The following is a 24,444-nucleotide window of genomic DNA, read 5'->3' as shown; positions in this document are numbered from 1 at the left end:
CCTCCCTTCGGAGGCTTTTTTCTTACCGGAATAAGGGTTATAACCGGAGGGAAATAGCAAAAGGGGATAAGAATGAAAACGATTGGGCTGCTGGGCGGCATGAGCTGGGAATCCACTATTCCTTACTACCGATTAATTAACGAAGGGATCAAACAGCGTCTGGGCGGGCTGCATTCTGCAAAAATTGTGCTGCACAGCGTCGATTTTCACGAGATTGAGGCCTGCCAGTCTGCCGGTGAGTGGGACAAGGCCGGTGAGATGCTGGCTGAGGCGGCGCTGGGGCTGCAAAAAGCCGGGGCTGAAGGCATTGTGCTGTGTACAAACACTATGCACAAAGTCGCGGAGCATATTGAATCCCGCTGCTCGCTGCCGTTTCTGCACATTGCCGACGCCACCGGGCGGGTGATTGCGGCTCAGGGCGTAAGCCAGGTGGCCTTGCTCGGCACGCGCTACACCATGGAACAGGATTTTTATCGTGGCCGCCTGCAGGCGCAGTTCGGGATCCGCTCGATTATTCCTGACGCCTCCCAGCGTCAGCGTATCAACCAGATAATCTTCGATGAGCTGTGCCTCGGGGTGATCAACCCTGAGTCGAAGCGCTATTACCAGCAGGTGATTCAGGCGCTGCAGGCGCAGGGGGCGGAAGGAGTTATTTTCGGCTGTACCGAAATTGGCCTGCTGCTCAGCCAGCAGGACTGCCCGCTGCCGGTGTTTGATACCGCCGCCATCCACGCCGCCGATGCAGTTCGCTTTATGTGCGGTGAAGAGTAATGATTTATCCTTATATATCAACTAAATAAGAGGTAATGGTGTTTTTCCCCCACGACGAGCCGGGTCATGCCCGGCCGCTAATGTGTTATAAATTTGTTATGTAGCGCACATTATTCCAAAAAGCTGCTCCTCTGAAATCCTCACGCTACAGGCGATTGCGCACAGCAATGGCTTTTCATCATGTCTGCAACCGGAGTTATACAATGCCTGTTTCCTTACTGGCGCTGGCGATGAGTGCGTTCGCCATCGGCACGACGGAGTTCGTGATTATGGGACTGCTGCCCGAAGTGGCAGGGGATCTCCATGTCTCCATTCCCGTCGCCGGCTGGCTAATCAGCGGCTATGCGCTGGGGGTCGCCATTGGCGCGCCCATCATGGCGCTGCTGACCGCCCGACTGCCGCGCAAGCTGTCGTTAATTTTGCTGATGGTGATTTTCATTGTTGGCAACCTGCTGTGCGCCCTCGCGCTGAGCTACAACTTCCTGATGCTGGCGCGCGTTATTACGGCGCTGTGCCACGGCGCGTTCTTCGGGATTGGCGCAGTCGTCGCGGCAAGCCTCGTACCTGCCGGGCGCAAGGCTTCGGCGGTGGCGCTGATGTTTACCGGCTTGACGCTGGCTAACGTGCTGGGCGTGCCGATTGGCACCTGGTTCGGGCAGCTTTACGGCTGGCGAGCTACTTTCTGGGGCGTGGCCGTTATTGGGGTGATTGCGTTTCTGGCGCTGGTGGTGAGCCTGCCGTCGCAGAAAGATGAAGAGGCCACTGACTTAAAAAGCGAAATCAAAGCGTTGGCGCACGGCAAACTTTGGCTATCGCTTAGTATGACGGTGTTCTTCTCTGCGGCGATGTTCGCGCTGTTCAGCTATGTTGCACCGATGCTGCTACAGGTGACAGGCATTACGCCAGAGGGCGTAAGCTGGACGCTGTTCCTGATTGGTGCGGGGCTGACGGTGGGGAACATTCTGGGCGGGCGGTTGGCGGACTGGCGAGTCTCATTCAGCCTGATCCTCAGCTTCAGCCTGATTGCGGTCTTCTCGTTACTGTTCAGCTGGACAAGCCACGCCGCATGGCTGGCGGAAATTACGCTGTTCCTGTGGGCGATGGCGGCATTTGCTACCGTACCGGCGCTGCAAATCAACGTGGTGCTGCACGGCAAAGAAGCGCCGAATCTGGTGTCCACGCTGAATATTGCGGCCTTTAACGTCGGCAATGCGCTCGGTGCCTGGGTCGGCGGCACGGTCATTGACCGTGGCTTCGGTCTGACGGCGGTGCCGGTCGCCGCGGCCGCGCTGGCAGTGGTTGGCCTGATACTTTGCCTGATTAACTTTAGCAGCGGCACGGGGCATCAGCAGCCGGTGACCGGGCAATAAGCTAGAGGTTGAGCAGCGCGTTGAGCGGGTCGCTATACAGATGCATGTTGTGCTGTAAGTGGTCGCTGAACGCGCTGACCAGCGCTGATGCCGGGCGGTGCAGAGGCCGAATCAGGCTAACGGTAAAAGGCACCGCCACGCTGAACGGGCGTACCACCACGCCGCGTTCGTGGTAATCCAGCGCGGTTAACGGGTTGACGATAGACACGCCAGCCCCTGCCTGAACCATCGCACAGACGGACGCGGCGCTGTGCGTTTCCACCACCATTCTTCGCTTTACGTCATGTTCCTGAAACAGCGAGTCCAGCAGTTGCCGATAGCTGTCGGTTCTTGACAGGCTGATGTAATTTTCCCCGGCAAAATCCTGCGGTGTGAGTTCTGCTTTCGCGGCTAGTTTGTGCCCGGCGGGCAGCACGCAAACTTCATTCAGAGTGAGGAGGGTTTGGCGTTCCGTCCCGGCAGGCGTGCTGATGTTTTCCGTCAGCCCCAGGTCGTGGCGTTGGGCGGAAAGCCACTCTTCCAGCAGCGGGGATTCCTGCGGCACGATATTCAGGCTGAGCTCCGGGTAGCGGGCCAGGAAAGGTTGTATCAGGCGCGGCAAAAATGACTGAGAAAATACCGGCAGGCAGGCAATAGACAGTTCGCCCTGGCGGAATTCACGCAGGCTTTCGGCGGCATTAATAATACGATCCAGCCCGTACCAGGAGCGCTGAACTTCTTCAAACAGCCGCAGTCCCTGAACGGTGGGGTAGAGGCGGCCCCGACTGCGCTCGAACAGCTGCAGGCCAATAAGCTTTTCAAAGCGCGCCAGCTCCCGGCTGACCGTGGGCTGGGAGGTGTGCAGCAGGCCTGCGGCTTCGGTGAGGTTGCCGGCCGTCATCACGGCGTGGAAGATTTCGATGTGGCGCAGGTTGATGGCTGGCATGGTGTTGTTCCGCTGATGTTGTTTACCCTCACCTCGGCCTTCTTCCTGGAAGGAGGAAACAGAAATTGCATCGGAGCAATTTACTGTCCCCCTCTCCCCTCTGGGGAGAGGGTTAGGGGCATTTTCTAAACCATATCATATTTGAATAGACTCGCTAGAAAACGATATTTTTTATCCCTCACTTTCTGTGGCGTAATAGGGAAAATGACGTTTACCGGAGTTCACCATGCCACGCTCGCTGCACGACACCACCACTGCGCTGAACGCGCAAAACTTGCTGACACTGCCCGCTGAATTTGGCTGCCCGGTTTGGGTATATGACGCGGAGATCGTTCGCCAGCAAATTGCCCAACTGCGGCAGTTCGATGTGATTCGCTTTGCCCAAAAGGCTTGCTCGAATATCCACATCCTGAAACTGATGCGTGAGCAGGGCGTGAAGGTGGATTCGGTGTCGCAGGGGGAAATCGAGCGCGCGCTGGCGGCAGGCTACAAGCCGCTGGAAAACCCGGATGATATCGTCTTTACCGCCGACGTGATCGACAACGCCACGCTGGCGCTGGTGGCCGAGCAGAAAATCCCGGTCAATATCGGATCTGTGGATATGCTGCATCAGCTCGGCGAAGTCTCGCCAGGGCACCGTGTCTGGCTGCGTATTAACCCGGGCTTTGGGCACGGGCACAGCCAGAAAACCAACACCGGTGGCGAGAACAGTAAGCACGGTATCTGGCTGAGCGATATGCCGAAAGCGCTGGAGGCTATGCAGCGCTACGGCATTCATCTGGTGGGTATCCATATGCACATTGGTTCCGGCGTGGATTATGGCCATCTCGAACAGGTTTGCGGCGCGATGGTGCAGCAGGTCATCGACTTCGGTCAGGATCTTGAGGCGATTTCTGCGGGCGGTGGGCTGTCCATTCCTTACCGTGAAGGTGAGGAAACGATCAATACCGATCACTATTTCGGCCTCTGGAATACCGCGCGTGAAAAAATTGCCGCTCATCTGGGGCACCCGGTGAAGCTGGAGATCGAGCCGGGGCGTTTCCTGGTGGCGGAAGCCGGGGTGCTGGTTTCGCAGGTGCGCGCGGTGAAAGATATGGGATCCCGCCACTTTGTGCTGATCGACGCTGGTTTTAACGATCTGATGCGTCCGTCTATGTACGGCAGCTACCACCATATTTCTGCGCTGGCGGGTGACGGGAGGGATCTGTCCGCACTAGAGCCGAAAGAAACCGTGGTGGCGGGGCCGCTGTGCGAGTCCGGGGATGTGTTTACCCAGCAGGAAGGCGGCAAGGTAGAAACCCGCCTGCTGCCGCCGGTAAAACCGGGTGATTACCTGGTGCTGCACGATACCGGCGCATACGGGGCTTCTATGTCCTCTAACTACAATAGTCGTCCTCTGCTGCCGGAAGTGCTGTTTGACAACGGCAGCGCGCGCCTGATTCGCCGCCGCCAGACGATTCAGGAGCTGCTGGCGCTCGAGCTACTTTGAGACTTTCCGTCCGGCCTCGAAAAAGGGGCCGGGCGCAACGGAGTCCCTCAGTACCAGCGTCCCCACAAATGGCGGGATGGGGGCTAATGGTTCGCCGCTCGCCAGCTTAATGGCCTGATCGATGGCGGTAATGATCATGTTGTCGATGGGCAGATAGACGGATGACAGCGCTGGTTCCAGCCACTGGGCGCTAGGCGCGTCATCGAAGCCGAACAGCGAAATATCCTGTGGAATACGGATCCCGGCCTGGTGCAGCGCTTTAGAGGCACCCAGCGCCATATCGTCGTTACAGGAAAACAGCGCGCTAAAGGTCACGCCGCTGGTCAGCAGCTCCTGGCACAGGTGGTGCCCTTCGGTCATGCTGGAATCCCCGTATTTCACCCGGTTCTCATCCCACGCAATGCCATGTTTTTGCAGTGCTTTCCGGTACCCCATCAGGCGCGCCTTGCCGGTTGGCGTGGAAATAGGCACGGTAATGCAGGCAATTTCCCGGTGACCTTGCTGGATAAGGTATTCGGTGGCCTGAAAGGCGGCATCCTGCTGCTCGAAGAAGACGCAGCGTTCACGGGCCTGGGTGACGTCCCGGTTAATGACGACCAGCGGCACCTGAATCGCATTCATCAGCGACATCAACGCCCGTTCGCTCATAAAACGCGTGTAGAGAACGATGGCATCGCAGTGCCTGTCCGCCAGCATTTGTACGGCATCCAGCTCTTTTTCAGGCGTGTCATGCCCGTCGGTGACAATCAGCTGTTTACCGTAGAATTCCGTGCGGCGTGAAGCCTGCTGCAGCAGGCGACCGAAGTAGAAGCCATCGAAGGTGGAGACAACCAGCCCGATACTGTTGCTGCTGCGGTTTGCCAGCGATCGTGCCAGAAAATTAGGCTTATAGCCCAGCTCTTCCATGGCCTTAAACACCTGTTCGCGGGTGCTTGCTTTAACCTGTCCGGTGCCGTTTAACACGCGAGATACCGTCGCTTTGGAAACCCCTGCGCGTAACGAGACATCTAACATTGTTACCATTGTTTCCTTCCCGATCTGGACGCTGTCGCGATTTTCCAGCAGTTTATCACAGGAGTTTCGCCCGCAAGCGGCCTTGCCGTTTCGCCGTGCAAATTGTCGTCCCGGATCACGCTTTCAGAATTTGGTGTGGTTTTTTAGGAGTATATCGTTGTGAAAATTGTCCCGTTGTACCAGGCCCCTCAGCACGCAGAGCAAGTCACGGAGTGGCTTTGGCAGGCGTTTGGCAGTCAGGAAAGCCGAGGCTTTTTTGCGTCTATTGTTGCCGCCAGCCAGCGGGAAGGCGAAATTCCCCTGACGTTTATTGCGCTGGAGGGCGAAAAGATGGTGGGGACCGTGGGGCTGTGGCGCTGTGATTTGATCAGCCGGCAGGATCTCTGGCCCTGGCTGGCGGCGCTGTATATTGATGAAAGCCATCGAGGAAAGGGACTGGGCGAGATTTTGCAGCGGCACGTCGTGGCATATGCCCGCCAGCTGGGTTTTGAGTCTTTGTATCTGTATTCGGCCTGTAAGACCTATTATGAACGGTTTGGCTGGCGCTACATCGGCGACGGGCTGGATTACCCCGACCAGCCCGTACATCTTTATCAACTTACGCTTTAAGCGTTGTCGCCCGGAGAGGCCACCGAGTGTCGGCGCACCAGCGTCGGGCTGAACATATGGGTGATTTCCGGCAGCGGCAGGTTTTCGGCCAGCGCCAGCGCGAGCTCTGCTGCCTGAGTCGCCATGGTCACAATCGGGTAGCGAACCGTGGTCAGCTTGGGCCGCACGTAGCGTGAAATTAACACGTCATCAAAGCCAATCAGCGAAATCTCACCGGGAACATCAATGCCGTTGTCGTTAAGCACGCCCATCGCTCCGGCGGCCATTGAGTCGTTGTAGCAGGCCACGGCGGTGAAGTTTTTGCCGCGTCCCAGCAGCTCCGTCAGGGCCTGCTCGCCGCCGCTTTCATCGGGTTCACCAAAGGTCACCAGGCGCTCGTTGACGGGGATATTGTGCTCGCGGAGCGCGTCGTAGTAGCCCTGAAGGCGGTCTTCTGCGTCCGATATCTGGTGATTGGAACAGATGTAGCCGATGCGGGTGTGCCCCTGCTGAATCAAATGGCGCGTAGCAAGCCAGGCGCCGTAGCGGTCATCCAGCGCAACGCAGCGCTGCTCAAACCCTGGCACAATGCGGTTAATGAGCACCATGCCGGGGATTTGCTTCATCAGCGAAATTAGCTCCTCATCAGGGAGTTTTTTGGCGTGAACGACCAGCGCTGCGCTGCGGTGGCGAATAAGCTGTTCAATGGCCTGGCGCTCTTTTTGTTCGCTGTGGTAGCCATTGCCGATAAGCAGGAAGTTGCCGGTGCGGTAGGCAACCTGTTCCACGGCTTTAACCATCGCGCCAAAGAAGGGGTCGGAAACGTCGCCCACGATCAGGCCAATGGTTTCCGTGGCCTGTTGGGCAAGGGCTCTCGCGTTAGCGTTGGGATGATAATTCAACGCTTCCATGGCGCTATTCACCGCCTGCTTTGAGGTATCGCTGGCTTTTGGGGAGTGGTTGATGACGCGTGAAACCGTGGCGACAGACACACCAGCCAGCCGAGCCACATCCTTAATTGTCGCCATGAAAAGCCTTCCTGTTAGGGGTAATCGTTTACACTGCGTTTAGTTTTACGGAATTCCCTGATGACTGCAAGGCAACAACTGATGGGGATATCGCAAAGTAGAGCAAAATCAAGGTGAAAGCGTGTAACGGTTACACTTGCCTCACGAGGTTGCCTCTTTTTAGTGCATGTCGCGGATTTTTAAACGTTTCCGCCCAAATCTTTGCTTACATTTTGCAGTCGGCTGTTGCGATTTCAGCATAGCTTAATGGAAGACGCCGCTGCTACATTTGTGGTCCCAGAGGTATTGATAGGTGAAGTCAGCGATTATTTGCTGATCCTATGAATTACACCAACCTGCGCGGATGCGCAGGTTTTTTTTTGCCTGAATCCCGCTGCCTGTAACAAGAATCGAGAATTTAAACACCTGGTTGCACTTGGGCTCATTCCCTTGCTTTTTGCCGCTGGTTTCGCCGCTGGCGGCACGAGACAATTCAGATCCCAGAGGTATTGATTGGTGAGAATTCCTGGTACTCTGCTGAGTACAATTCTTTTGCACCAACCTGCGCAGATGCGCAGGTTTTTTTTTGCCATTTTTTGAGCCCCCTCCCGCACTTAACGCAACTGGTGTACTCTGCGACTCTACACTTAATGCTGACCGACAGACGACAAAGAGAGTCGCTATGCTTCTTGCTTTTTTCCGTGCGCTATTTCGCATTCTGTTCCGGGTAACCCTTTCCGGCGATCCGCAGGTGCTTCAACGCCAGCGGGTGCTGATTGTGCCGAACCACGTCTCGTTTCTGGATGGGATCCTGGTTGCTCTCTTTCTGCCGGTGCGCCCCGTATTCGCGGTCTACTCCTCAATAAGCCAACAGTGGTTTATGCGCTGGCTTAAGCCGCTGATTGATTTTGTCCCGTTGGATCCGACCAAGCCGATGTCTATCAAGCATCTGGTGCGCCTGGTGGAACAGGGGCGTCCGGTGGTGATTTTCCCTGAAGGGCGCATCAGCGTGACCGGGTCGTTGATGAAAATCTACGATGGCGCTGGGTTTGTGGCAGCCAAAGCACAGGCCACGGTTGTGCCTTTGCGCATCGATGGCGCGGAGCTGACTTTCTTTAGTCGCCTGAAAGGGCTGGTAAAACGCCGGGCTTTCCCGCGTATTAGCCTGCATCTTCTTCCGCCAACGTCGATTGCAATGCCAGAAGCCCCACGGGCCAGGGATCGCCGTAAAATGGCCGGCGAGATGCTGCACCAAATCATGATGGAAGCGCGCATGGCCGTGCGCCCGCGTGAGACGCTTTTTGAGGCGCTGCTTGCGGCGAAGGATCGGTACGGCTCGCGTAAAAACTGTATTGAAGACATTAATTTCAAGCCAGATACTTACAGTTCGCTGCTGAAAAAAACGCTGTTTGTGGGCCGAATCCTCGATAAATACAGCGAACAGGGTGAAACCATTGGTTTGATGCTGCCGAATGCGGCGATCAGCGCGGCGGTGATTTTTGGCGCTTCATCCCGGGGCCGTATTCCGGCAATGATGAACTACACGGCTGGCGTAAAAGGGCTGACCAGCGCGATTACTGCGGCGCAAATTAAGACGGTCTTTACCTCCCGGCAGTTCCTGGATAAGGGCAAACTGTGGCACCTGCCGGAACAGCTGACGCAGGTGCGCTGGGTGTATCTGGAAGATTTAAGGTCTACCATCACCCTGGAGGATAAAGTGTGGATCTTTGCTCATCTGCTTGCGCCTCGCCTGGCCCAGGTGAAACAGCAGCCGGAAGATGCGGCGATGGTGCTGTTTACCTCCGGCTCGGAGGGCAATCCAAAAGGCGTGGTGCACAGCCATAAAAGCCTGTTGGCCAACGTAGAGCAGATTCGCACCATCGCGGACTTCACCGCCGATGACAGGTTTATGTCCGCGCTGCCGCTCTTCCACTCTTTTGGCCTGACGGTGGGGCTGTTCACGCCGCTGCTGACCGGGGCGGAAGTGTTCCTTTACCCCAGCCCGCTGCATTACCGCGTGGTGCCGGAGCTTATTTACGACCGCAATTGCACGGTGGTCTTTGGCACCTCGACGTTCCTCGGCAACTATGCCCGTTTTGCTAACCCGTATGATTTCTTCCGCCTGCGCTATGTCGTTGCCGGGGCAGAAAAGCTGCAGGAAAGCACGAAGCAGCTGTGGCAGGACAAGTTTGGCCTGCGAATTCTGGAAGGCTACGGCGTGACCGAGTGCGCGCCGGTGGTGTCTATCAACGTGCCGATGGCGGCGAAACCGGGCACCGTGGGCCGCATTCTTCCGGCAATGGATGCTCGCCTGCTGGCGGTGCCCGGTATTGAACAGGGCGGAAGGCTGCAGCTAAAAGGGCCAAACATCATGAACGGCTATCTGCGCGTGGAAAATCCGGGCGTGCTGGAGAAGCCTGAGGCTGAAAATGGCCTGGGTGAGATGGAACCCGGCTGGTACGACACCGGCGATATCGTGACCTTTGACGAGCAGGGCTATTGCGTGATTCAGGGGCGTGCGAAGCGTTTTGCCAAAATCGCCGGGGAGATGGTGTCGCTTGAGATGGTCGAACAGATGGCGATCGGCATTTCGCCTGACAAATTGCATGCTACGGTCGTTAAGCACGACGCCGCCAAAGGCGAAGCGCTGGTGATGTTTACCACCGACAGCGAGCTTAACCGCGAAAAACTTCTGCATTATGCGCGTGAGCACGGCGTGCCTGAGCTGGCGGTGCCACGCGATATTCGCTTCCTCAAACAGCTGCCGGTGTTAGGCAGCGGAAAACCAGATTTTGTCACCCTGAAAGCACAGGTTGATGAAGCGGAGAAAGCCCATGGCTGAACAGGTTGGCAATAGCGGTTCGTTGTGGTCCCGGGGCATGATGGCGGTCACCGCGGCGCAGTTTTTATCGGCTTTTGGCGATAACGCGCTGTTGTTCGCCACGCTTGCGGTGCTCAAGCAGCAGTTCTACCCGGACTGGAGCCAGCCCGTGTTGCAAATGGTGTTTGTTGGCGCGTACATCCTCTTTGCGCCGTTTGTGGGACAGGTGGCCGACAGTTTCGCCAAAGGGCGAGTGATGATGCTGGCGAACAGCATGAAGCTTGTGGGTGCGGCGGTGATCGCGCTGGGGCTGAATCCTTTTGTCGGCTACACTCTGGTGGGCATCGGCGCGGCGGCCTATTCACCGGCTAAATACGGCATTCTCGGCGAGCTGACCACTGGCGATCGGCTGGTGAAGGCCAACGGCCTGATGGAGTCTTCTACCATTGCGGCGATCCTGCTGGGATCCGTTGCCGGCGGCGTGCTGGCAGACTGGAACCTGACGGCGGCGCTGGTTGTCTGCGCGCTGGTTTACGGCGGGGCGGTGGTTGCCAATGTCTTTATCCCTAAACTTGCCGCCGCGCGCCCCGGCCAGTCATGGCGTTTCAAGCCGATGACGCACAGCTTCTTTTCCGCCTGCCGCAGCCTTTGGCGTAGCGGAGAAACGCGCTTCTCGCTGGTAGGCACCAGTCTGTTTTGGGGAGCGGGCGTGACGCTGCGCTTCCTGCTGGTGCTGTGGGTGCCGGTGGCGTTAGGGATCACGGATAACGCGACGCCGACTTATCTTAACGCGATGGTTGCGGTTGGGATTGTGGTGGGGGCCGGGGCAGCTGCGAAGCTGGTGACTTTGGAAACCGTCGCCCGCTGCATGCCAGCCGGGATTTTAATTGGCGTTGGCGTACTGATTTTTGCTCTCCAGCATTCTCTGCTGCCTTCTTACGCTTTACTGGTGTTGATTGGCCTGTTGGGCGGTTTCTTTGTGGTGCCGCTTAACGCGCTGCTCCAGGAGCGCGGCAAGCACACAGTCGGGGCAGGTAATGCCATAGCGGTGCAAAACTTGGGTGAAAACACGGCCATGCTTTTGATGCTGGGTCTGTTCTCCCTGGCGGTGAAAACCGGAGCGTCCATCGTTGGCATTGGCATTGGATTTGGAGCGGTATTTGCGCTGGCCATTAGCGCCCTGTGGCTGTGGCAAATCAAACAGAAATAACAAAAAGGCCCTCAAAGAGGGCCTTAATTTTTACGGTGCCGGGTAGGTATAGATGCGATGCACCGCTTCAATCTCCTCAATCACCTCTTCGCTTAGCGTCAAATGCAGGCTTTCAAGGTTGGTTTTCAGCTGTTCCAGCGTCGTGGCACCAAGCAGCGTGCTGGCCACAAACGGCTGGCGACGAACAAAGGCCAGCGCCATTTGTGCCGGGTCAAGATTATGACGTTTAGCTATCTCCACGTAGGCGGCAACGGCTTTTTGCGACTGCTCACCGCTGTAGCGCGTAAAGCGGCTAAACAGCGTGTTGCGAGCGCCGGCCGGTTTGGCTCCGTTAAGGTATTTGCCCGACAGCACGCCGAAGGCGAGACAGGAATAAGCGAGCAGCTCAACGCCTTCGTGCTGGCTGATTTCAGACAGGCCAACTTCAAAGCTGCGGTTTAATAGGCTGTAGGGGTTTTGAATGGTCACGATGCGCGGCAGATCGTGTTTTTCCGCAAGCTGCAGGTAGCGCATCACGCCCCACGGGGTTTCGTTCGAGACGCCGATATAGCGAATTTTCCCTGCACGCTGGCACTCGGTCAGCGCTTCAAGGGTTTCCAACAGCGTTACCGGCAGCGAGGTCGTGTCGCTCCAGGTGTAGCCCAGTTTGCCAAACATGTTGGTCTGACGCTGCGGCCAGTGAACCTGGTAGAGGTCGAGGTAATCGGTTTGCAGGCGTTTGAGGCTGGCATCCAGCGCCTCGCGGATGTTTTTCCGGTCGAGGATCTGGTTTGGGCGGATGCCCGCGTCGTTGTTGCGGGTTGGGCCAGTGACTTTGGAAGCAACAACCAGTTTTTCGCGGTTGCCGCGAGCTTTAAGCCAACTGCCGACATAGCTCTCGGTTAAGCCCTGGGTTTCCGGGCGCGGCGGCACCGGGTACATTTCCGCGACATCAATCAGATTCACGCCCTGACTGACGGCGTAGTCGAGCTGCTGGTGGGCATCGGCCTCGCTGTTTTGTTCACCAAAGGTCATGGTTCCCAGCCCCAGCGTGCTGACTTCAAGTGAACTGTGGGGGATACGGTGATAGTGCATAGCCGGCTTCCTGTTGTTCTTTTGACTCGTCAGGCATCGTTACCCGACAAAAGGTCTATAAACATGGCAGAGGCCGGAGCAAAGCGAAAGAGGGGAAAAGAAGAAAAATCATCAGGCCAGCCGAGGGGCTGACCCTGCGAGATTAGCGCTCAATAATCTGGGAAACGTCGTTGCGGTTGATCTGCATTTCATTACCTTGCTGGTCACGATAGCTTACCAGACCGGTATCTTCATCGACCTTCGGCTTGCCCTCGGTCAAAATCATTCGTCCATCTTTGGTGGCCATTACGTAGTCACTGCTGCAGCCTGAAACGGCAAAGGCAAGACCAATGGCGGAGATTGCTACTGCCCATTTAGTCATCGGTATGTTCCTCGTCAGGAAGGGATCTTGTTAATAAGTTTAGTAATAACCTGATGAACAGGGGAAAGAAAGCGGTAAATTCTTAATAGGACGAGGGAAATGTAACATTCCCCGGTACTTACTGACAGAACCCTGGATTCCATTCTCTGCGGCGGCTATTAGAGCGTGAAGTGCCGTGCGAGAAGAGCGGCAGTGAAGTTCTTCTTTAAGTAGAAGCCGCGAGGTAACGTGAGAATAGGTGAGCCGTCCGCGCCAATAGCCTCTGTTAACGCCCGGCTGTTGGCGGCTTTTGGCCGCAGCTGCAGCACTTCGCCGTGACGGGCGGTAATGCGCTCGACCTGGCCCAGCACGATCAAATCCATCAGTTCTTCCCAGTCCAGGCGCAGCTGCTGTTCTTCCTCTTCTGAAGGGCTCCATAATAGCGGAGAACCCACGTGCCGCTCGGCAAGCGGGATCTGCCTTTCTCCCTCAACCGGGATCCACAGCACGCGCTTGAGCTTATGCCGCACATGGCTGGTTTCCCAAATGACGCCGCTATTACCGGTTAACGGCGCGACGCAGACGAAAGTGGTTTCCAACGGGCGGCCAAGGCTATCCACCGGGATCGTTTTCAGTTCGATCCCGAGCGCGGCAAAGTCTTGTTCGGGCTTGCTGCCAGCGCTGGCACCCAGCCACAGCTCCAGCAGTACGCCAATCCAGCCTTTATCGCGCTTCAGGTCTTTCGGCGTCTGTAAGCCAGCGCAGGCGGCCAGTTCGCCCAGAGTATAACCGGCGACGCTTTGCGCCTGTTGGAGCAGCTCGGCTTCACTGCGTGGGGGCGTGATGAGCGGACGTATTGGTTGCATAACTCGTTGATGTTTTTTGGTTAAAAAATGAACGCACTTTGTGCACAGCGAAAGCTTAGTTTAGTCGTCTGAGGATAAGATTAACAATATTCTGATTTATAATGAGTTTTTAAAGGCAGCCGTTTCGTTGCAGCAACATTAAAAAGGCTTTTCCAAATCTGGTCACTGACAATGAACAGGATCTTACACCATGTTATCCACAGAAAAGTGGGATAACTGGGAAAAAGCATGACTACTGGTTCCATTTACAGCCTTGACGAGGCGCTAAAATACAATTTATCACCGATTTGTGACTAACTTGTTGGCACAATCTGTGGATAAAAACAACATTGTGCGATCTTTCATCAGTAGGCGATCTTCATATGTGACGATCATCACATTATGAAACTCGTGTGTCATTTTTATAGTATTATGATTATGAAATTTAAAGGCTTTAATGTGTGGCAGGATTGCTCCTTATTTTAGTTGTCCTGAGTTGTCCCGATGTAATTCGGTAGTTCTTCACAGTTATATCCACAGAAAAAGTGAATAAAACCGCCGGTTTTGACCGTCCCCTGTTTATAACCAGGCTCTCTTTTGTGAGTTATTCAAATGTTATTCCATGCGAGCGCCGCCGAGAGAGTGGTTTACCGCCTGACACTTGTATGAAACAATCGATGCAATCTAAGTTTGTTTTGAGGTAGTCCGGTGATCGATGATGATGGCTACCGCCCCAACGTTGGGATCGTAATATGTAATCGGCAGGGACAGGTGATGTGGGCGCGACGCTTTGGCCAACATTCCTGGCAATTTCCCCAGGGGGGTATTAATCCTGGCGAGTCCGCTGAACAGGCAATGTACCGGGAGCTTTTCGAAGAAGTCGGTCTACAAAGAAAAGATGTTCGCATTCTTGCCTCGACCCGAAACTGGTTGCGTTACAAATTACCTAAACGTTTGGTGCGTTGGGACACAAAGCCGGTTTGTATCGGCCAAAAACAAAAATGGTTTCTTTTGCAGTTGCTGAGCAGCGACGGTGAGATCAACATGCAAACCAGCAGTACGCCGGAATTCGATGGCTGGCGCTGGGTCAGTTATTGGTATCCGGTCCGTCAGGTTGTTTCATTCAAGCGCGATGTCTATCGCCGGGTAATGAAAGAGTTTGCCAGCGTGGTGATGCCACTGCAGGAAGTTACGCCACCACGCAATAACTCGCCGGCATGGCGACGTAAAAGAGGTTAAGTCACGCGAAAAATGCTCACCCGTCTGCGAGAAATAGTCGAAAAGGTCGCTAGTGCCCCGCGCCTCAATGAGGCGCTGGATATTTTGGTGACTGACATCTGCCTTGCGATGGATACCGAGGTTTGCTCGGTTTATCTCGCCGACCACGAGCGCCGCTGTTTTTACCTTATGGCGACGCGCGGGTTAAAGAAACCGCGCGGCCGCACCGTCACGCTTGCCTTTGATGAAGGTATTGTTGGCCTGGTTGGGCGGCTCGCGGAGCCGATTAACCTTGCGGATGCGCAAAAACACCCCAGCTTTAAATATGTGCCCGCCGTAAAAGAGGAGCGTTTTCGTGCGTTCCTCGGCGTGCCTATTATCCAGCGCCGTCAGCTCCTGGGGGTGCTGGTTGTCCAGCAGCGTGAACACCGGCAGTACGATGAGAGCGAAGAGTCTTTCCTCGTTACGCTGGCAACGCAGATGGCCGGGATATTATCGCAGTCTCAGTTAGCGGCCCTGTTCGGACAGTATCGGCAGACCCGTATTCGCGCGCTGCCTGCATCGCCTGGGGTGGCGATTGCCGAAGGCTGGATGGACACAACCGTCCCGCTGATGGAGCAAGTTTTTGAAGCGTCGACCCTGGACACGGCGCTTGAGCGTGAGCGTCTGACCGCTGCGCTGGAAGAGGCTTCCGGGGAATTCCGCCGCTACAGCAAACGTTTTGCCGCCGGGGCTCAGAAAGAGACTGCGGCGATTTTCGATCTTTACTCTCACCTGTTGACTGACGCCCGCCTGCGGCGTGAGCTTTTTGCTGAGGTAGATAAAGGCCTGGTCGCCGAATGGGCCGTCAAAACGGTGGTGGAGAAGTTTGCTGAACAGTTTGCCAGCCTTTCAGATAGCTACCTGAAAGAGCGAGCGGGCGACCTCAGAGCGCTGGGGCAGCGCCTGTTGTTCCACCTCGATGACACGATTCAAAGCCCGAATACCTGGCCTGAGCGCTTTGTGCTGGTTGCCGACGAACTTTCAGCCACCACGCTTGCCGAACTGCCGCAAAACCGTCTGGCGGGCGTTGTCGTGCGCGATGGTGCGGCAAACTCTCATGCCGCCATTATGGTCCGTGCGCTCGGTATCCCAACCGTCATGGGCGCGGATATTCAGCCATCGGCTCTGCATCGCCGCATGCTGATTGTGGACGGCTATCGCGGTGAATTGCTGGTGGATCCTGAGCCGGTTTTGCTGCAGGAATACCAGCGCCTGGTGACCGAGGAGAACGAACTTAGTCGCCTGGCGGAAGATGATGTGGAGCAGCCCGCGGCGTTAAAAAGCGGCGAGCGGGTGCAGGTCATGCTGAATGCCGGGCTTAGTCCTGAGCATGAAGAACAGCTTGGTAGCCGTATCGACGGCATCGGGCTGTACCGCACCGAGATTCCTTTTATGCTGCAAAGCGGTTTCCCGTCGGAAGAAGAGCAGGTTGCACAGTATCAGGGCATGTTGCAGATGTTTAACGACAAACCTGTGACGCTGCGAACGCTGGACGTCGGGGCGGATAAACAGCTTCCGTATATGCCCATCAGCGAGGAGAATCCTTGTCTTGGCTGGCGAGGCATTCGTATTACGCTGGATCAGCCAGAGATCTTTCTGATCCAGGTCCGCGCAATGCTGCGTGCGAATGCGGCTACGGGGAATTTGAGTATCCTGCTGCCGATGATCACCAGCATTGATGAAATCGATGATGCGCGCAGACTTATCGATCGTGCGGGCCGGGAAGTCGAAGAGGAATTAGGCTACCAGTTGCCGAAGTTCAGGCTTGGGGTGATGGTTGAAGTGCCTTCCATGGTTTTCATGCTGGGGCACCTGGCCGGGCGTATTGATTTTATTTCCGTTGGTACAAACGACCTGACTCAGTATCTGCTGGCGGTTGACCGTAACAACACGCGGGTGGCTAGCCTTTACGATAGCCTGCATCCGGCGATGCTGCGTACGCTGAACCTGATTGCCCGTGAGGCCGAGCGCTATAACATCGACCTGTGCCTGTGCGGTGAAATGGCCGGTGACCCGATGTGCGTCGCGATTCTTGTGGGCATGGGGTACCGTCATCTTTCAATGAACGGCCGTTCCGTCGCGCGTATTAAATACCTGTTACGCCATATTCAGCTTGAAGAAGCCGAAGTGCTTGCTCAGCGTACCCTTGAGGCTCAAATGGCGACGGAAGTACGCCACCAGGTCGCTGCGTTTATGGAGCGGCGCGGCATGGGTGGCCTGATTCGCGGTGGGCGCTGATCCGTTCTCAATGTCCCGATCTCACCGGGACATTATCCCCGTCTGACAATAAAGAAAAAAGCGTGGTTTTTCCCTTGTTGTGGCTCATCTTCCGAAAACCCCAAAGGGTTTTCCCTGTTCGTTTTCTTCGATGCCTGGTGTTGGTTCACATATCCCGGATACGCCCTGCATTACCCTGAATGCCCCGGTACCACCGGGACATTACACATCTTTTACAACTTCCGTAATCAATCACTCTGGCTGTTTGTGCTATGATCCGCTGCTTTCGGAGCGCATCGAGAGTGGTGCGTACTTGCCACTCACCTTCTATTTTGGGTGAGGTAACAATAGCTTGTGGTGACAGATGAATAGTGGCTATCTGCGTTTCCCTGAATTTGATCCGGTGCTTTTCTCCATCGGGCCGGTTTCCCTGCACTGGTACGGGCTCATGTACCTGGTCGGGTTCGTGTTTGCCATGTGGCTTGCCGGGCGCCGCGCCAGCCGTCCGGGCAGCGGCTGGACGAAAAATGAAGTAGAGAATCTGCTGTATGCAGGTTTCCTTGGCGTGTTCCTGGGGGGGCGCCTGGGCTATGTCTTCTTCTACAATCTGCCGGTCTTCCTTGCCGATCCTCTCTACCTGTTCAAAGTCTGGGACGGCGGTATGTCCTTCCACGGCGGCCTGATCGGTGTTATCTGCGTGATGATTTGGTTTGCGCGCCGCACCAAGCGTACTTTCTTCCAGGTCTCTGATTTTATTGCTCCGCTGATCCCGTTTGGTTTAGGCGCTGGCCGCCTCGGCAACTTTATCAATGGCGAACTGTGGGGCCGCGTTGACCCGAACTTCCGCTTCGCCATGCTGTTCCCTGGTTCACGCAGTGAAGACATTGGCCTGCTGGCTACGCACCCGGAATGGCAGTCGCTGTTCAATACCTACGGCGTACTGCCTCGCCACCCGTCTCAGCTTTATGAGCTGGCGCTGGAAGGGGTTGTCCTGTTCATCATCCTGAACCTGTTTATTCGTAAGCCTCGCCCAATGGGGTCCGTCTCTGGTCTGTTCCTGATTGGCTATGGTGCGTTCCGTATCATCGTCGAATTCTTCCGCCAGCCGGATGCGCAGTTCACCGGCACCTGGGTACAGTACATCAGCATGGGGCAGATCCTGTCGATTCCGATGATTGTTGCCGGTATCATTATGATGGTCTGGGCTTACCGCCGTCCGCAGCAGCAACTTTCGTGAGGTGACATGAAACAGTATCTTGATTTGATGAAAAAAGTGCTCGAAGAGGGCACGCCAAAAGCAGACCGTACCGGTACCGGCACGTTGTCGATTTTTGGGCATCAAATGCGCTTTAACCTGCAGGAAGGCTTCCCGCTGGTTACCACCAAAAAATGTCACCTGCGTTCGATCATTCATGAGCTGCTGTGGTTCCTGAATGGCGATACCAATATCGCGTACCTGAAGGAAAACAAGGTGACGATTTGGGACGAATGGGCGGATGAAAACGGCGATCTCGGCCCGGTTTACGGCAAGCAATGGCGTTCCTGGGCAACCCCTGACGGGCGTTATATTGATCAGCTAACCACCGTGCTCAACCAGTTGAAAAACGATCCCGATTCTCGGCGCATTATTGTCTCTGCGTGGAACGTGGGCGAGCTGGATAAAATGGCGCTGGCCCCTTGCCACGCGTTTTTCCAGTTCTATGTGGCAGACGGCAAACTCTCTTGCCAACTCTACCAGCGCTCTTGCGACATCTTCCTTGGTTTGCCGTTCAACATCGCCAGCTATGCGCTGCTGGTGCATATGATGGCGCAGCAGTGCGACCTGGAAGTGGGCGACTTTGTCTGGACCGGGGGCGATACGCACCTGTACAGCAATCACCTGGAACAGACACGTCTGCAGCTAACCCGTGAACCTCGCGCGCTGCCTAAGCTGGTTATCAAACGTAAGCCGGAGTCATTGTTTGACTACCGTTTCGAAGACTTCGAGATTGAAGGCTACGATCCGCATCCGGCGATCAAAGCGCCTGTCGCCATTTAACCTGCCGACAGAGTGACAGAACCGGTGCCTGAGTGCGCCGGTCTTTTTTGCCCCGGTTTTGCTTCTTCGGCATTTATTCCAGAGCGTATGCAACTCTCCGTAACGCCTTAATTATCTTCCGATATGTGTCGCATCATCTGATTTGCGAACTGGCTGATTCAACCTCTGTGGCCCACACTCCTCCCATGAAAATCAACCAACGTGGTTTTAGCGTTATTGAGGTGATGGTGGTGATAGCCATTGTTGCCGTACTCAGCGCTGGTGGGCTTCACGGCTGGCACGAGTGGCAGCAGAGAGTGCAGTTGCGGCAAACGGCTCAGCAGCTGAGTCACTTTCTCTCGCGGCTAAGAAATGATGCCAACTGGCACAACCAAACCCATCTTTTGGCGCTGCATCAATTGGGAAAAAGCTGGTGCCTGACAAGCCGTGCGGCTGAAGAAAACTGTTCGGGAAACTCAACTCTGACGTTTACCCCCGAGTTTGACGATATCGTCGTGGAGGATATGACTGCCGGGTTAGGTTTCTACGGTATTCGCAACACAGCCTGGCCAGGCCACCTGATTGTGAAAAGTCAGGTCGGGCGCTGGAAAGTGACGCTCTCGGTTTGGGGGCGCATCCGGCTGTGCGAAATGTCCGGAGACAAGTCATGTTGAGCGCTCAGAGAGGGTTTACGTTACTCGAAACGCTTATTGCGATGGCCTTGAGCAGCGTGCTGCTGCTAGGCACTTCAAGGCTTTTCCCCGCTTTGCAGGGCGAGGTTTTACGCCAGTACAGCTACGTTGCTCAGCAGGAAGCGCTTTGGCAAATGGCGTTCACCGTTGGAAAAAATTTACAGCGTGCGGGTTATTGCCGAGGGAAGTGTCAGGGGGAGGCTGTAAAGCTTATGAACAGCGGAAACTGTGTGGTATTGCAGTGGGATGCCAACGGTAATGGCCGGTGGGACACGACCCCTGGTAGTCAAAATGAACAGACGGGCTATCGCTTGCGTAACGGCAGCCTGGAGACTCAAAAGGGCGTAGAACATTGTGAAGGCACCGGCTGGGAAAGAATGTCTGACCCGACGCAATTGGTGGTGCAGCATTTTTCCGTGATTCGCCAGAATCGCAAAACTGGCAGGCCTTTATTCCTCGTTAGTCTTGCTGCGTATCTGAAGCAAGGTGGACGTCCTGTGGAGCTTAGCTACACGGTGAGTGGAGAAAATTCATGAGCGGCAAGCAAGAGAAAGGGAGCGCCTCTTTGCTGATGGTATTGATGCTGCTTGCGGTTGGTTCTCTGATGCTGAGTGGGCTTTCCCGGCAACTTAGTGCCCAGCGCTTTGAGGTTGCCGCCGAAATTCAGTTTATTAAAAATCAGACGGCTGCAAGATCTGCGCTGTCATGGGGGGAAAAACAAAGCTGGCAACCCCAGAGAACCTGGCAATGTCAGTTTGAGTCGCGTAATCAGTGGCACGCCTGCCTGCATCTAACCGATAAAGGTGAGGCCTTACTGGCTGCTTCCGGTTCTGTTGCCGGGCCCACGCTACCGTTCACATTGTGGCGCTGGGGGGGACTTCAGGGGAATAAATTAGTGGCCTCCGCGCAGGGCTGGCTGGATTTTTGCCCTTTACTGGACGATGACTTATGCAAACTGCCTCGATAGTTTCCCGGCAGCATGGGTTCAGCCTCCCGGAGGTGCTATGTGCCCTGGCGCTGTTTGCGATAGTGATGACCGCATTGCTGGGGTACCACGGTGTATTGCAGCAGGGTTTCACCAGCCAATGGCAGCTAAGGCAGCTGTGGCGAGTCGCGCGTGAGCAGACCGAGCCAGAAGTTCCTCCACTTTCAGATGCATGGAATGTGCATCAACAGCAGACATCGTCTTTGGGATGTGTCAGCATCGACGTTACTGTAACAAGTCCAGAGGGCCGGATAGCGCAGCTTTCGAGGCTCGATTGCCCACGGTCAGAACAACGTCAGGAGTAGCGATTTCATGTTGCGTGTCTACCATTCCAACCGCCTTGATGTGCTGGAAGCCATTATGGAGTTCATTGTGGAGCACCAGCCATTGCCGGATCCTTTTGAGCCGGAAGTGGTGCTGGTGCAAAGCACCGGGATGGCGCAGTGGCTGCAAATGACGCTGGCACAGAAGTTTGGTATTGCGGCGAACATCGAGTTTCCGCTGCCCGCCAGCTTTATCTGGGACATGTTCGTGAAGGTATTGCCCGATATCCCGGAAGTGAGCGCTTTCAACAAGCAGAGCATGAGCTGGAAGCTGATGACGCTTATCCCCAATATGCTCCACAAGCCAGAGTTCAAGATGCTTGGCCACTATCTGCAGATAGACGACAGTAGCCGTAAGCTGTTTCAGCTTTCTTCCCGGATTGCCGACCTTTATGACCAGTATCTTGTCTATCGTCCCGGCTGGCTAAGTCGCTGGGAGAAGGGCGAGCTTGTCGAAGGTGTGGGAGAGTCTCAGCTCTGGCAGGCTCCGCTCTGGGCGGAACTGGTGCGCTACACCGCTGAGCTGGGGCAGCCTGAATGGCATCGAGCCAATCTCTACCAGCGTTTTATTAGCGCTCTTGAGAAAAGCGAGGTTTGCCCGACGGGACTCCCATCTCGCGTCTTTATTTGTGGGATTTCTGCTCTGCCACCGGTGTATCTCCAGGCTCTGCAGGCGCTGGGTAAGCATATCGATGTCCATGTGCTATTTACCAACCCCTGCCGCTACTACTGGGGTGATATTAAAGATCCCGCGTTCCTTGCCCGTCTTGTCAGCCGCCGCCGCCGTTTGCATCAGGCCGACCGGGAAGTGACCTTATTTAAGGATAACGAAAATGCCTCTTCGTTGTTCAATGAGCTTGGTGAGCAGGATGTGGGGAATTCCTTGCTGGCCTCTTGGGGGAAATTAGGGCGCGACTACGCGTTTTTGCTTTCCGAGCTGGAGCGTTTTGAAGAGATCGATGTTTTTGTCGATTTAGAACCCGATAACCTTCTCCACGGCCTGCAAAATGACCTGTTGGAGCTGAAAGATTCGCAGGTGCTGGGGCTGACGGCTGAGGAGTATGAGCACAGTGACGGTAAACGGCTGCTGGATCTTAACGATCGTTCTTTGACATTCCATGAGTGCCATAGCCCGCAGCGAGAAGTTGAAGTGCTGCACGATCAACTGCTGGCGATGCTGGAGGCCGATCCAGAACTTACCCCGCGCGATATCATCGTGATGGTTGCGGATATTGATAGCTACAGTCCGTTTATCCAGGCGGTATTTGGTAGCGCGAAGGATGAGCGTTGGCTGCCGTTTGCCATTTCTGACCGTCGGGCGCGCCAGGCTCACCCGGCCCTGCAGGCGTTCATTTTACTGCTTGGCTTGCCGGAAAGCCGTTTCGCAGCAGAAGATGTGCTTTCATTGTTGGAAGTGCCTTCCCTGGCGGCGCGTTTTTCTATTGATGAAGAAGGGCTGCGCTATCTGCGTAAATGGGTGAATGAATCAGGTGTACGTTGGGGCATTGATGATGACAACGTTCGAGAACTGGATCTGCCTGCGACCGGGCAGCATACGTGGCGTTTTGGCCTGACACGGATGCTGCTTGGCTATGCGATGGAAAGCCAGGCTGGGGTCTGGGATTCTGTGCTGCCCTATGATGAGTCCAGCGGCCTGATTGCCGAACTTGTGGGGCAGCTTGCGGAGTTGCTGATGCAGCTGAACCGCTGGCGTCAGCTGTTAACTCAGGAGCGCCCTTTAGACGAATGGTTGCCGCTATGCAGGGACATGCTGAGCAGCTTCTTCCTGCCTGATGGTGAAACAGAAGCCGCACTGGCGCTTATTGAGCAGCAGTGGCAGGAGATGATTGAAAAAGGCACTGATGCAGCCTACCAGCAGCCCGTGTCATTAACCTTGCTGCGTGATGAACTGGCCCAGCGTCTTGACCAGGAGCGCATCAGCCAGCGCTTCCTCGCCGGGCCGGTAAACTTCTGTACCCTGATGCCAATGCGCGCCATTCCCTTTAAGGTCGTTTGTTTGCTGGGCATGAATGACGGTGTCTATCCGCGAACGCTTGCGCCATTGGGCTTTGACCTGATGAGCCAGCACCCACAGCGTGGGGACCGCAGCCGCCGAGACGATGACCGCTATCTGTTCCTGGAAGCGCTTATTTCGGCCCAGCAGCGGCTGTACATCAGCTATATTGGCCGTTCGATTCAGGACAACAGCAGGCGTTACCCGTCGGTGCTGGTGGAAGAGCTGCTGGATTATATCGCTCGCAGTCACTACCTCCCCGGAGATGCTGAATGTAATGCAGATGACAGCAGTGAGCATGTGAGAAAGCATCTGGTCACGCTTCATGCCCGAACACCTTTTGACAGCACCAACTACCTTGCCGGAGGCGATGGGCAAAGCTTTGCTCAGGAGTGGCTGCCAGCGGCACGCGGCAGCGGCGTAGCGCATGCCCACTTTATTCAGCCTTTGATTGCGGAGCCCTGGGATGACATCTCCCTTGAGCAGCTCCAGCGCTTTTGGCGGCACCCGGTGCGGGCATTTTTCCAAATGCGTCTGGGCATTAACTTCCGCCTGGAAGATACCGAATTGCCGGATGAAGAGCCTTTTACCCTCGATGTACTCGATCGTTTTCAGTTAAACCAGCACCTGCTTAATGCTCTGGTTCAGCAAGATGATCCGCACCAGCTGTTTGTGCGTTACCGGGCAGCTGGCGTTTTACCTTACGGGGCCTTCGGTGAAATCTTGTGGGAAAACCAGCGGAATGAAATGCAAACGCTGGCTGAAAAAGTGCTGGCCGAACGGCAAAAAGGGGAAAGCTGTGAAGTGGATCTTCACATAGACGGAACCAGAGTGACGGGCTGGCTGTCGGACGTACAGGCTGATGGCTTGCTGCGCTGGCGCCCTTCGGTGCTGAATGTGGCTCATGGCATGCAGCTGTGGATTGAACATTTGGTTTACTGTGCCAGCGGCTATTCGGGCGAAAGCCGAATGTTCGGGCGCAAAGATTCACAGTGGCGTTTCCCTCATATGGCACAGGACGAAGCTAAAGACTGGTTGTTGCAACTGATTGAGGGTTATAAAGAAGGTCTCCGTCAGCCATTACTGCTGCTGCATAACAGCGGTGGCGCGTGGATAAAAACCTGTTATGACCCACCAAATGATGCCATTTTATGGGATGAGGAGACGCAGCAGAAAGCCCGGACTAAGCTGCTTGCTGCCTGGGAAGGAAACCATATGGTGGAAGGGGAAGGGGCTGATATTTGGCTGCAACGTCTGTACCGTACCCTTGATGCCGAGTATTACGAAGCGATTATCGCAGAGGCCGAGCGTTACCTGCTGCCTCTGTTCAGATTCAACCAATCCTGAACAAGGATTGTATAAAAATTGCACAGCCCGGTGAGTTCAATTATGATGCGATTTCTTGCTCAGGGCTGGCGAAGTATAACAACGGCGTTCGACGGATAGCTTCGAAAAGTTGTTAATGATGAGTAAGTTAGTGAA

General features: G+C 55.4%; 21 protein-coding genes. 15 read left to right on the top strand and 6 right to left on the bottom strand.

The features are described from left to right. Positions 1 to 72 precede the first annotated feature (72 nt). Positions 73 to 771: an aspartate/glutamate racemase gene (locus tag ACR6JA_RS13495; protein ID WP_166878276.1), complete on the top strand. Its 699-nt coding sequence runs from the start codon at positions 73 to 75 to the stop codon at positions 769 to 771. Positions 772 to 974: 203 nt separating this feature from the next. Next, the gene (locus ACR6JA_RS13490) at positions 975 to 2,141 is read left to right on the top strand and encodes an MFS transporter (RefSeq protein WP_494493674.1); all 1,167 of its coding nucleotides are present in this window, start codon (positions 975 to 977) and stop codon (positions 2,139 to 2,141) included. Position 2,142: 1 nt separating this feature from the next. Here the strand turns inward: ACR6JA_RS13490 and ACR6JA_RS13485 are convergent, their stop codons facing one another. Next, complete coding sequence (locus tag ACR6JA_RS13485) at positions 2,143 to 3,066, bottom strand: LysR family transcriptional regulator (protein ID WP_494493673.1); 924 nt, start codon at positions 3,064 to 3,066, stop codon at positions 2,143 to 2,145. A gap of 226 nt (positions 3,067 to 3,292) precedes the next feature. Here ACR6JA_RS13485 and lysA point away from each other — a divergent pair, with 226 nt between their 5' ends. Further along, on the top strand, positions 3,293 to 4,555 hold the full coding sequence (gene lysA / locus ACR6JA_RS13480; RefSeq protein WP_213715309.1) for a diaminopimelate decarboxylase: 1,263 nt from the start codon (positions 3,293 to 3,295) through the stop codon (positions 4,553 to 4,555). Here lysA and ACR6JA_RS13475 read toward each other — a convergent pair. After that, positions 4,547 to 5,578: a LacI family DNA-binding transcriptional regulator gene (locus tag ACR6JA_RS13475; RefSeq protein WP_166868188.1), complete on the bottom strand. Its 1,032-nt coding sequence runs from the start codon at positions 5,576 to 5,578 to the stop codon at positions 4,547 to 4,549. The genes lysA and ACR6JA_RS13475 overlap by 9 nt on opposite strands. Before the next feature lie 150 nt (positions 5,579 to 5,728). Here ACR6JA_RS13475 and ACR6JA_RS13470 point away from each other — a divergent pair, with 150 nt between their 5' ends. Then, positions 5,729 to 6,178 (top strand): GNAT family N-acetyltransferase, encoded by a 450-nt coding sequence (locus ACR6JA_RS13470; protein ID WP_213715308.1) that lies wholly within the window; start codon positions 5,729 to 5,731, stop codon positions 6,176 to 6,178. Here ACR6JA_RS13470 and galR read toward each other — a convergent pair. Then, positions 6,175 to 7,185 carry an HTH-type transcriptional regulator GalR gene (gene galR, locus ACR6JA_RS13465; RefSeq protein ID WP_494493672.1) on the bottom strand — a complete coding sequence of 337 codons (1,011 nt, stop codon included), beginning with the start codon at positions 7,183 to 7,185 and terminating at the stop codon, positions 6,175 to 6,177. The genes ACR6JA_RS13470 and galR overlap by 4 nt on opposite strands. Before the next feature lie 661 nt (positions 7,186 to 7,846). Between galR and aas the strand changes: the two genes are divergently transcribed. Both aas and lplT read left to right on the top strand, forming a co-directional pair. Then, complete coding sequence (gene aas / locus ACR6JA_RS13460) at positions 7,847 to 10,006, top strand: bifunctional acyl-ACP--phospholipid O-acyltransferase/long-chain-fatty-acid--ACP ligase (protein WP_494493671.1); 2,160 nt, start codon at positions 7,847 to 7,849, stop codon at positions 10,004 to 10,006. Next, positions 9,999 to 11,195, top strand: coding sequence for a lysophospholipid transporter LplT (gene lplT, locus ACR6JA_RS13455; RefSeq protein WP_494493670.1), 1,197 nt, complete (start codon positions 9,999 to 10,001; stop codon positions 11,193 to 11,195). Before aas ends, lplT begins: the two co-directional genes overlap by 8 nt. A 30-nt stretch (positions 11,196 to 11,225) precedes the next feature. Here lplT and ACR6JA_RS13450 read toward each other — a convergent pair whose 3' ends face one another. The 3 genes from ACR6JA_RS13450 to mutH form a co-directional block, all read right to left on the bottom strand. After that, positions 11,226 to 12,269 (bottom strand): NADP(H)-dependent aldo-keto reductase, encoded by a 1,044-nt coding sequence (locus ACR6JA_RS13450; protein WP_494493669.1) that lies wholly within the window; start codon positions 12,267 to 12,269, stop codon positions 11,226 to 11,228. A 142-nt stretch (positions 12,270 to 12,411) separates the two neighbouring features. Beyond that, positions 12,412 to 12,630 (bottom strand): YgdI/YgdR family lipoprotein, encoded by a 219-nt coding sequence (locus tag ACR6JA_RS13445; protein ID WP_008458470.1) that lies wholly within the window; start codon positions 12,628 to 12,630, stop codon positions 12,412 to 12,414. A 158-nt stretch (positions 12,631 to 12,788) separates the two neighbouring features. Beyond that, complete coding sequence (gene mutH, locus ACR6JA_RS13440) at positions 12,789 to 13,475, bottom strand: DNA mismatch repair endonuclease MutH (RefSeq protein ID WP_008458468.1); 687 nt, start codon at positions 13,473 to 13,475, stop codon at positions 12,789 to 12,791. Between the two features lie 687 nt (positions 13,476 to 14,162). Between mutH and rppH the strand changes: the two genes are divergently transcribed. The 9 genes from rppH (at position 14,163) to recC (ending at position 24,309) form a co-directional block, all read left to right on the top strand. Then, positions 14,163 to 14,693, top strand: a complete 531-nt coding sequence (gene rppH, locus ACR6JA_RS13435; RefSeq protein ID WP_008458467.1) for an RNA pyrophosphohydrolase — start codon at positions 14,163 to 14,165, stop codon at positions 14,691 to 14,693. 12 nt (positions 14,694 to 14,705) lie between these two features. Then, positions 14,706 to 16,952 (top strand): phosphoenolpyruvate--protein phosphotransferase, encoded by a 2,247-nt coding sequence (gene ptsP, locus ACR6JA_RS13430; protein ID WP_213715302.1) that lies wholly within the window; start codon positions 14,706 to 14,708, stop codon positions 16,950 to 16,952. Between the two features lie 343 nt (positions 16,953 to 17,295). Further along, complete coding sequence (gene lgt, locus ACR6JA_RS13425; RefSeq protein WP_494493668.1) at positions 17,296 to 18,168, top strand: prolipoprotein diacylglyceryl transferase; 873 nt, start codon at positions 17,296 to 17,298, stop codon at positions 18,166 to 18,168. 6 nt (positions 18,169 to 18,174) lie between these two features. Continuing rightward, positions 18,175 to 18,969, top strand: coding sequence for a thymidylate synthase (gene thyA, locus ACR6JA_RS13420; protein ID WP_008458459.1), 795 nt, complete (start codon positions 18,175 to 18,177; stop codon positions 18,967 to 18,969). Positions 18,970 to 19,154: 185 nt separating this feature from the next. Further along, a complete protein-coding gene (locus ACR6JA_RS13415) occupies positions 19,155 to 19,622 on the top strand; it encodes a prepilin peptidase-dependent protein (protein WP_494493667.1) in 468 nt (155 codons plus the stop codon). Further along, positions 19,616 to 20,176, top strand: coding sequence for a prepilin peptidase-dependent protein (locus tag ACR6JA_RS13410; RefSeq protein ID WP_494493666.1), 561 nt, complete (start codon positions 19,616 to 19,618; stop codon positions 20,174 to 20,176). Before ACR6JA_RS13415 ends, ACR6JA_RS13410 begins: the two co-directional genes overlap by 7 nt. Next, a complete protein-coding gene (locus ACR6JA_RS13405) occupies positions 20,173 to 20,607 on the top strand; it encodes a DUF2509 family protein (protein WP_494493665.1) in 435 nt (144 codons plus the stop codon). The genes ACR6JA_RS13410 and ACR6JA_RS13405 overlap by 4 nt, the downstream gene beginning before the upstream one ends. Beyond that, positions 20,589 to 20,930, top strand: coding sequence for a prepilin-type N-terminal cleavage/methylation domain-containing protein (locus tag ACR6JA_RS13400; protein WP_213715297.1), 342 nt, complete (start codon positions 20,589 to 20,591; stop codon positions 20,928 to 20,930). The genes ACR6JA_RS13405 and ACR6JA_RS13400 overlap by 19 nt, the downstream gene beginning before the upstream one ends. 7 nt (positions 20,931 to 20,937) lie before the next feature. Continuing rightward, a complete protein-coding gene (gene recC, locus ACR6JA_RS13395) occupies positions 20,938 to 24,309 on the top strand; it encodes an exodeoxyribonuclease V subunit gamma (protein WP_494493664.1) in 3,372 nt (1,123 codons plus the stop codon). Positions 24,310 to 24,444 lie beyond the last annotated feature (135 nt).

The sequence above is a fragment of the Cedecea sp. B1(4) genome (assembly GCF_059414925.1).
The sequence above is the reverse complement of the archived record's forward strand: the minus strand, read 5'-3'. Positions and strand labels throughout refer to the sequence as shown.